This is a genomic window from Rhodoferax sp. (assembly GCF_039922535.1).
In the GTDB taxonomy this organism is placed as follows: Bacteria; Pseudomonadota; Gammaproteobacteria; order Burkholderiales; family Burkholderiaceae_C; genus Rhodoferax_B.
In genome coordinates this window covers 1-8,403 of sequence record NZ_JBDTEM010000498.1, presented here as the reverse complement: position 1 = coordinate 8,403, position 8,403 = coordinate 1, and the positions used below count along the sequence as shown (strand labels likewise).

The window sequence follows — 8,403 nt, the reverse complement described above, 5'->3', positions numbered from 1 at the left end:
AGCACTGCCACCAGCGCCGGAAGCAGCGAGGCGTAGATGCCGGTGACCAGCGGCATGCCGGCCAGGGCGGCGTAGGCGACACCCTGGGGAATCACCATCATGCCCACTGTCAGCCCGGCCCAGAGTTCGCCCAGCATGGTGGTGCGGTTGGGACGCGGCCAGTTGAGAAACGGAAAGCAGCGCTGGAATGGACCCCAATTTACAAGGATTTTAGGCATCTAGCGCTTATTCCTACTGCACAGGCAGCTATGAAAATAGGAGTATAGACTCCGGCCCACTACAGGGGCCCGCACACACTGCACGCCGGGTCGCGTGGAATGCGGATTTCGTTCCAGGCCATGGTGCGCGCATCCAGCATTTGCAGCCGCCCGGCCAGCGAGCTGCCAGCGCCGCTGAGCAGCTTGATGGCCTCAGCTGCCTGCATGGCCCCGATGATGCCCACCAGCGGGGCCAGCACACCCATTACGGCGCAGCGGGTTTCCTCAAAGTCGTCGCTGGGCGGGAACACGCAGGCGTAGCAGGGCGATGCCGTATCGCGCGCATCGAACACGCTAATTTGCCCGTCCATGCGGATGGCGGCGCCCGACACCAACGGCTTGCGGTGGCGCACGCAGGCGGCATTGACGGCATGGCGGGTGGCAAAGTTGTCGCAGCAGTCGAGCACCACATCGGCCTGGGCCACCAGCGTGTCCAGCAGCGCAGCATCGGCCCGGGCCTGGACGGTGGTGATGTGCACCTCGGGGTTGATGGCCTGCATGGCGGTGCGCGCCGAGTCCACCTTGGGCTGGCCGACGCGGTCCAGGCTGTGGGCGATTTGCCGCTGCAGGTTGGTCAGGTCCACCGTGTCCTGGTCTACCAGGGTGATGTGGCCGATACCTGCCGTGGCCAAGTACAGCGCGACCGGAGAACCCAGCCCGCCCGCGCCAATGACCAGCGCGTGGGCATTTAAAAGCCGTTCTTGCCCCTCCATACCGATGTCGTCCAGCAGGATGTGGCGCGAATAGCGCAGCAATTGGTCGTCAGTCATGGCGGTATTTAACAATGAAAAGCCCCGCAGAGCGGGGCTTTTTGTAGGAACAGTGCGGGGCCTGATCAGTTCTCTTTTTTCTCTTCTTTGCGCTCCACCATGGTCTTGCTGATGATGACGGGTTTGCCCTTGAACTGGTTGATCGCCTGGATCAGCTGGAAGTCCTTTTCGCTGCCAAACTCCGGTGGTGGCTTGCGGTCAGCGACCGGTTTCAGGGCTTCGGCTTCCAGTAGTTTGCGTGCTTCATCACGGGCTTTTTCGCGGGCTTCATCCTTCTTCTCTTCGCCTTGGCCGCTGTTGAGGTGCTTTTCCAGGTCGGCTTCACGCATGCGCAGGGCACCGAAGGGGTTGCCGTCTTCGGTGTCATCGACCATCACGTCGGGCACGATACCCTTGGCCTGGATCGACTTGCCGCTGGGCGTGTAGTAGCGCGCGGTGGTCAGTTTCAAACCGGTATCGGGGCCGAGGGGGCGCACGGTTTGGACCGAGCCCTTGCCAAAGGTCTGGCTACCCATGATGGTGCCACGCTTGTAGTCTTGCAGGGCACCAGCGACGATCTCGCTGGCCGAGGCCGAGCCTTCATTGACCAGCACGATCAACGGCACGGTCTTCAGGGCCGCAGGCAGATTGGCCAGGGCATCGGCCCCCCGGCGCTGGTAGAACTCGGGCGAGGCTTTGTAGGTGAACTTGCTGTCTGCCAACTGGCCGTTGGTGGACACCACGGTGACGTTTTCAGGCAAGAAGGCGGCAGACACGGCTACAGCGGCATCCAGCAGGCCACCCGGATCGTTGCGCAGGTCGAGTACCAGGCCTTTGAGCTTGGGCTCTTGCTTGTAGATGTCGGTGACTTTGGTGGCGAAATCTTCCACCGTGCGGTCCTGGAACTGGCTCAGTCGGACCCAGGCGTAGCCGGGCTCAACGACCTTGGCCCGGACTGACTGGGTGCGGATTTCTTCGCGGGTGATGGTTACCGGGAAGCTGCGGTTTTCGTCCTTGCGGAAGATCGTCAGGCTGACCTTGGTGTTGGGTTCGCCGCGCATCTTCTTCACCGCCTCGTTTAACGCCAGGCCTTTGACGGCGGTGTCGTCGATCTTGGTGATCAGGTCATTGGGCTTGAGGCCCGCGCGGAAGGCCGGGGAGCCTTCGATGGGCGAAACCACCTTGACCAGCCCGTCTTCCTGGGTGATCTCAATGCCCACACCCACAAAACGACCGGTGGTACCTTCGCGGAATTCCTTGAACGACTTTTTATCGAAGTACTGGGAGTGCGGGTCCAGGCTGGCCACCATGCCCGCAATCGCGTCGCTGATGAGCTTTTTCTCGTCTACCGGCTCCACGTAGTCGGTTTTGACCATGCTAAAGACGGCTGCAAGCTGTTGCAGCTCTTCCAGCGGCAGCGGTGCCATGGCCCCACGGGCCACGGTTTGAAGCGAAACCGTGGTGAGGGCTCCGGCAATGGCACCGGCGGCAATCCAACCGGTAATTTTGAGTTTCTGGCCCATAAGCATCTTTCAGTTCGCTGTCAATATACACGTTGGGTTCCACTTGCATGGATACGTTCCGTGTAAACCTTTTTATAGGCTTATTTCTTTTGGCCTTGGGCGGCAACCGCGGCTGCTGCTGCGGCGGCGGCTTCTGCATCACCCAGGTAGTAGTGCCGGATGGGTTTCAGGTTCTCGTCGAGCTCGTATACCAGCGGAATGCCGTTGGGGATGTTCAGGCCGACAATGTCGTCGTCGGAGATGTTGTCCAGGTACTTGATTAGCGCCCGAATCGAGTTGCCGTGGGCAGCCAGCACGACGCGTTTACCGGCCTTGATGGCGGGAGCCATGGCATCAACCCAGAACGGCAGCACGCGCTCCACGGTGTCTTTCAGGCATTCGGTCAGCGGCACCTGCTCGGCAGTTTGCTTGGCATAGCGCGGATCGCTGCGTTCGCAACGCGGGTCGGTGGCTTCCAGCGCCGGTGGTGGCGTGTCGTAGCTGCGGCGCCAGACCAGCACCTGGTCGTCGCCGTATTGCTTGGCGGTTTCGGCTTTGTTCAGCCCTTGCAGTGCGCCGTAGTGGCGTTCGTTCAAACGCCAGCTGTGCACCACCGGCAGGTAGGTGCGGTCCATTTGGTCCAGACAGTGCCACAGGGTGTGGGTGGCACGCTTGAGCACGCTGGTGTAGGCCACGTCGAATTCATAGTTGTCGGCCTTGAGCAAGCGACCTGCGTTTTGCGCCTGGGCAATGCCGGTGTCGGTCAGCGGCACATCGGTCCAGCCGGTGAAACGGTTTTCAAGATTCCAGGTGGATTCGCCGTGGCGGATCAGAACGATTTTGTACATAGGGCGGCTTGTCTCGGTGGATGGAAAAGAGGCCAAAAAATAGGGCCTCCCGCAAGGGTCAGCCTGCCATTCTAAAATCGCTGGTTCGGGGTAGTCCCGCTAAACCACAAATAAAAGGTGCAAAGTGAAGTTTTTATTAGATAACTGGATGCTGATTGCGATAGCACTGGCGGCGGGTGGCGGCTTGCTGTGGCCGGTGATTTCCAATAGCGCAGGTGCCGGCGCCTTGACGGCCAACGGTGCAGTGATGCGCATCAACCGTGAAAAAGCCGTGGTGGTGGACGTGCGCGAGGCCGATGAATTTGCCGCGGGCCACATTGCTGCCGCCAAAAACCTGCCGGTCGGCCAGTTGGAGGGCAAGTTGGCTTCCACGGTTAAAAACAAATCTTTACCTTTGATTTTGGTGTGCGCCACCGGTGCACGGGCCAACAAAGCCCTGGCAACCGCCAAAAAGCTGGGCTACGAGCAAGCCGAAGTGCTCAGCGGCGGCCTGAAAGCCTGGAGCGATGCCAACCTGCCGCTTGAAAAATCCTGATCCATCACCACGTATAGACCATGCAAGTCGTCAAGATGTACACCACCGCCGTATGCCCTTACTGCATCCGTGCCAAGCAAATTCTGAAAAGCAAGGGCGTCGCGCAAATCGATGAGATCCGCGTAGACCAGCTGCCTGAGGCCCGCGCCACCATGATGGAGCTGACCGGTCGCCGCACCGTGCCGCAAATCTTCATTGGCGACACCCATGTGGGTGGCTGTGACGACCTGGTGGCTTTGGACGGACGCGGCGGTCTCTTGCCCTTGTTGAATGCGGCTTAAAACGCCTTTTTAATCGGCAATAATCCGTTTGCTTTTTTCGCCCGCCGTGGCTTCTCCGGCGGGCTTTGTTTTGAATTGAACCGAAAGAACACAATGTCCGAGCAACAAGATCCCGTTTTCCAAATCCAGCGCGTTTACCTGAAAGAGGCTTCGCTGGAGCAACCCAATTCCCCTGGCATTTTGTTGGACCCTACCCAACCCTCCGTGGAAATCCAGCTCGGCGTGGATGCCAACCCGGTCGCTGAAGGTATTTTCGAAGTCGCTGTGACGGCCACCGTGCAGACCAAGATTGGCGACAAGACCGTGTTCCTGGTGGAAGCCAAGCAGGCCGGTATTTTTGAAATCCGCAATATGTCGGAAGAGCAGATGGGCCCCATCATCGGCATCGCCTGCCCCCAAATCGTCTACCCCTACCTGCGTAGCAATGTGGCCGATTTGGTCCAGCGCGCCGGTTTCCCGCAAGTGCACCTGGCCGAAATCAACTTCCAAGCCATGTACGAGCAACAGCAAGCCAACGCCGCAGCGGCCGCGGTGGAAGCGCCTACTGCAACCCTGCAGTAAACCCATGAAGATCGCGGTTCTGGGCGCGGGGGCCTGGGGCACCGCGCTGGCCATCAGTGCCAGCCAGCGCCACAGCGTCACGCTGTGGGCGCGCGATGCCGAGCAGGCCGCGGCCATGCAAGCCCAGCGCTGCAACCCGCGCTACCTGCCCGGCATTTCTTTTCCCGAAGCTCTCACCGTCTGCTCCGTCCCGCCCGAGGCCTTGGCCGCGCTGGTGGCGGACCAGGATCTGGCCATCATCGGCACGCCCATGTCGGGCTTGCGCCGCATGCTGCAAGACATTGCGGGTTGCGCCGCCCCGGTGGCCTGGCTGTGCAAGGGGTTCGAACCCCCTGGTTTCAAGTCTTTTGGGCTGCTAGCGCACGAAATACATGCGCAGGTAGCTACTGAATCAATAGCAGATGCATCGACGCCCTACGGCGTGCTCAGCGGCCCCAGTTTTGCCCAGGAAGTGGCCCGTGGCCAGCCTACGGCCTTGGTAGCGGCCAGCAGCCATGCCGAGGTGCGGGATGCGCTGGTGGAGGCCTTCCACAGCCCGGCGCTGCGGGTTTACGCCAGCGACGACGTAGTGGGTGTGGAAGTGGGCGGAGCGGTCAAGAACGTGCTTGCCATCGCCACTGGCCTGTGCGACGGCCTGGGCCTGGGCCTGAACGCGCGGGCGGCGCTTGTCACCCGTGGATTGGCGGAGATGACGCGCCTCGGACTGGCCCTGGGGGCCAAGGCGGAGACCTTCATGGGCTTGTCGGGCCTGGGCGATCTGGTGCTGACCTGCACCGGCGATTTAAGCCGCAACCGGCAAGTGGGTTTGTTACTGGCCCAGGGCCATACTTTGAGCCAGGCCGTGGCTTCTTTGGGCCATGTGGCCGAGGGTGTATACAGCGCCCGCACCGTGGCGCAGCGCGCGCACAGTCTGGGCGTGGACATGCCCATCACCCACAGCGTAGTGGCTTTGCTGGACGGCCGCATCCTGCCTGCTGACGCGGTTGCGTCTCTGATGGGGCGGGCCCCGGTGCCCGAGCTTGTGTAAGGTTTTGTGTCTGTTGTGTAAGGGATTTTCTTACATGGCCTGCTAAAAATCTGACCTGCGGTATGGGTGCTCCCTGACTTAATTTTTGATTGGGGGGTATTCACAATCCATTTCAACGGATCGGGAAACAGCAGATTGCGACAAGCGCAATGCAGCCTGAACCGGTTGAACCCAAAGGACACACCATGAACACCGAACAGATCATTGCCGAAATCCGCGAGGCCAATCTGACGTATCTCATGCTGGCGCAAAGCCTGATCCGCCAAGACAAGGCCGAAGCCCTGTTTCGCCTCGGTATCAACGAAGAAGCCGCTGACATCCTGGGCGCCTTGTCGGCTGCCCAAATTCTGAAACTGGCCTCGGGCAACATGCTGCTGTGCCACTTCCGTGTGGAAGACAGCCTGGTCTGGAGCCTGCTGACCAACCACGACATCAAGAAGGTCGGCAACCCTGCCACCAACACCTTGCACGCCAACATCCTGATGGCAGGCCGCGTGGCCGAAGTTCTGTAAGGAGCCGAGCATGACCGCCACCGCGTCCACAGCGACTCCTACCAAAGTGCCAAAGCCTTCCAAGAGCGTGTTGCAAGACTCGCAGCAGATCGAACGCGCTGCTGCGCTGATACGCATGGGTGCCCGCATGCAGGTGCTGGAATCAGAAACCGATTTGTCCTACGAACGCCTGCTGCGTCTGTACAAAGAGGTGTCGGGCAAGTCGCCCAGCAAGGGCCAACTGCCGTTCTCGACCGACTGGTTTTTGTCCTGGCAGGAAAACATCCATTCCTCGCTGTTTCTGAACATCTACGAATACCTGTCCAAGAGCATGGACATGGACTCCATCGACATCCTGACCAAGGCCTACCGCCTCTACAGCGAGCAGATCGTGGCCGCCGAAGTGGATCCGCTGTTGTCCTTTACCCGCGCCTGGCGGCTGGTCAAGTTTGTCGATGCCAATATGCTCAACATGACCCAGTGCAGCAGCTGCGGCGGCAAATTTGTCACCGAGCTGTATGAAAATCCCCGCCAATACGTCTGCGGTCTGTGCAGCCCACCGGCCCGCGCCGGCAAGTGCAAGGGCGAACGGACCTTGATGTTGCACTGATTTGCATGGCTTTGGCGGCAAAGCCGTGCAAGTCGTTGCAGGTTAAGCTGAGTATCAAACCGGCAGCTGGCGCAGGCTGGCGACAGTAGCCAGGCAGGCCTGCGCCACTTCCGCACCCTTGTGCACGAAGTGGTTGCCAAAGAATTGCTGGTGCTCGGCATGTGAATGGAAGTGGTGCGGGGTCAGCACCGCTGAGAACACCGGCACACCAGTGTCTAGCTGCACCGTCATCAGACCTTGAATGACCGCGCTGGCGACGAACTCGTGGCGGTAAATGCCGCCGTCCACCACCAGCGCACAGGCGACGATGGCATCGAACTGGCCGGTTTGGGCCAGCTTTTTGGCGTGCAGCGGAATCTCGAAGGCACCGGGCAGCGAAAACAGCGTGATCGCATCGCGTGGTACGCCATGGCGGGCCATCTCGGCCAAAAAGCCATCGCGGGCCTGGTTGACGATATCGGCATGCCAGGTGGCTTGGATGAAGGCGATGCGCAGAGGTGCGGTAACGGTCGTGGTCATAAGTGGTGTTGGCAAAAAATGTTCCCAACCCAGGACGCACGCGCGCAATCACAAGCCGCCAAAGACGGGTTTGCAGATGGCGCGTTCTCTTGCATCCGGACTATGACCGTCGGCTTCGGAATCGCACCGAAATCTGCTGACCCCTCGCATGGTGGACCACCCAAGGGCGCTCGCGGGCTTGTGCAATAAACCTGTTGAGAGTCTTTTGCCATCACCGCCGGTGGGGAGTTTCACCCCGCCCTGAGAACGCTGTTCTGCGCTAGTGTCGTGTCAAGCATGATGTGTCGAGTTTGCGCAAAGCTATCGGGGTGCAGCGCTAGGCTTGGGCCACAGCGCAGGGTTTAACCTGGGCAAGGACCGCAATAACGCAATGCGCGGCGAGAGTAAGCGCAAACCGACAGATCCTGCTTGGCACGGCACTAATGTGCGCAGAGGCCCCAAGTGTAAGGCTAAGCAAAAAAACTGTTTTTATAAGGAAAATAGGGCTCTGGCGCTTTTATTACTTGCGCAAGCAGCTACAAAAAACATAGTATTGACCGGTCAATAGCGTGACGGTACTGGTGCACAGCTGACGCGGTTGCGGCCTGCATTTTTCGACAGGTACAGCCCGGCATCGGCGCGGGCCAGCAGGCTGTCCAGGGTGTCATCCAGCAACAAGGTGCTGATGCCGAAGCTGGCGGTGACGCTCACGGTGGCGTTGCGCGGCGTGGTGAGATGCAGCGCGGCTATGGCGCTGCGCAGGCGCTCTGCCAGGGCAAAGGCGTTTTCGCTGTCGGTTTCGGGCATCAGGATGCCGAACTCTTCGCCCCCCAGTCGCCCCACCAGGTCTTGCTGGCGCACCAGCGAGCGGCAGGTGCGGGTCAGCACGCGCAGCACGCTATCGCCCATGGCGTGGCCATGGCGATCGTTGATCTGCTTGAAGTGGTCTACGTCCAGCATCACCATCGACAGTGGGCGACCGTGGCGGCGCGCGCGGGCCAGCTCGGCCTCGGCGTGGCCCATGAAGTGGCTGCGGCTGGCCAT

Annotated in this window: 12 protein-coding genes and 1 riboswitch; of the genes, 6 read left to right on the top strand and 6 right to left on the bottom strand. The window is 60.5% G+C overall.

Annotated features, from left to right (window positions below):
* The 4 genes from ABI213_RS23300 to gpmA form a co-directional block, all read right to left on the bottom strand.
* Positions 1-218 (bottom strand): SulP family inorganic anion transporter (locus ABI213_RS23300; RefSeq protein ID WP_348028876.1); only part of this gene is annotated, 218 nt, incomplete at its 3' end.
* A 59-nt stretch (positions 219-277) separates the two neighbouring features.
* Entirely contained in the window at positions 278-1,027 is a 750-nt protein-coding gene (gene moeB / locus ABI213_RS23295) for a molybdopterin-synthase adenylyltransferase MoeB (protein ID WP_348008928.1), read from the bottom strand.
* A gap of 65 nt (positions 1,028-1,092) precedes the next feature.
* Complete coding sequence (locus ABI213_RS23290) at positions 1,093-2,529, bottom strand: S41 family peptidase (RefSeq protein WP_348008929.1); 1,437 nt, start codon at positions 2,527-2,529, stop codon at positions 1,093-1,095.
* 80 nt (positions 2,530-2,609) lie between these two features.
* Entirely contained in the window at positions 2,610-3,356 is a 747-nt protein-coding gene (gpmA, locus tag ABI213_RS23285; protein ID WP_348008930.1) for a 2,3-diphosphoglycerate-dependent phosphoglycerate mutase, read from the bottom strand.
* A gap of 124 nt (positions 3,357-3,480) precedes the next feature.
* Between gpmA and ABI213_RS23280 the strand changes: the two genes are divergently transcribed.
* The 6 genes from ABI213_RS23280 (at position 3,481) to flhC (ending at position 6,861) form a co-directional block, all read left to right on the top strand.
* On the top strand, positions 3,481-3,891 hold the full coding sequence (locus ABI213_RS23280; RefSeq protein WP_348008931.1) for a rhodanese-like domain-containing protein: 411 nt from the start codon (positions 3,481-3,483) through the stop codon (positions 3,889-3,891).
* A gap of 20 nt (positions 3,892-3,911) precedes the next feature.
* The gene (gene grxC / locus ABI213_RS23275; RefSeq protein ID WP_348008932.1) at positions 3,912-4,172 is read left to right on the top strand and encodes a glutaredoxin 3; all 261 of its coding nucleotides are present in this window, start codon (positions 3,912-3,914) and stop codon (positions 4,170-4,172) included.
* Positions 4,173-4,265: 93 nt separating this feature from the next.
* Positions 4,266-4,733, top strand: a complete 468-nt coding sequence (gene secB, locus ABI213_RS23270) for a protein-export chaperone SecB (protein ID WP_348008933.1) — start codon at positions 4,266-4,268, stop codon at positions 4,731-4,733.
* Positions 4,734-4,737: 4 nt separating this feature from the next.
* Positions 4,738-5,760 (top strand): NAD(P)H-dependent glycerol-3-phosphate dehydrogenase, encoded by a 1,023-nt coding sequence (locus ABI213_RS23265; protein WP_348028874.1) that lies wholly within the window; start codon positions 4,738-4,740, stop codon positions 5,758-5,760.
* Positions 5,761-5,945: 185 nt separating this feature from the next.
* The gene (gene flhD / locus ABI213_RS23260; protein ID WP_315246203.1) at positions 5,946-6,272 is read left to right on the top strand and encodes a flagellar transcriptional regulator FlhD; all 327 of its coding nucleotides are present in this window, start codon (positions 5,946-5,948) and stop codon (positions 6,270-6,272) included.
* Positions 6,273-6,282: 10 nt separating this feature from the next.
* On the top strand, positions 6,283-6,861 hold the full coding sequence (gene flhC / locus ABI213_RS23255; RefSeq protein ID WP_348008935.1) for a flagellar transcriptional regulator FlhC: 579 nt from the start codon (positions 6,283-6,285) through the stop codon (positions 6,859-6,861).
* A gap of 54 nt (positions 6,862-6,915) precedes the next feature.
* On the opposite strand, the gene ABI213_RS23250 is transcribed toward flhC, so the two are convergent.
* Positions 6,916-7,380 (bottom strand): 6,7-dimethyl-8-ribityllumazine synthase, encoded by a 465-nt coding sequence (locus tag ABI213_RS23250; RefSeq protein WP_348008936.1) that lies wholly within the window; start codon positions 7,378-7,380, stop codon positions 6,916-6,918.
* 79 nt (positions 7,381-7,459) lie between these two features.
* Positions 7,460-7,632: riboswitch (FMN riboswitch) on the bottom strand.
* Positions 7,633-7,920: 288 nt separating this feature from the next.
* The coding region (locus ABI213_RS23245) for a GGDEF domain-containing protein (RefSeq protein ID WP_348028872.1) at positions 7,921-8,403 on the bottom strand (483 nt) is incomplete at its 5' end.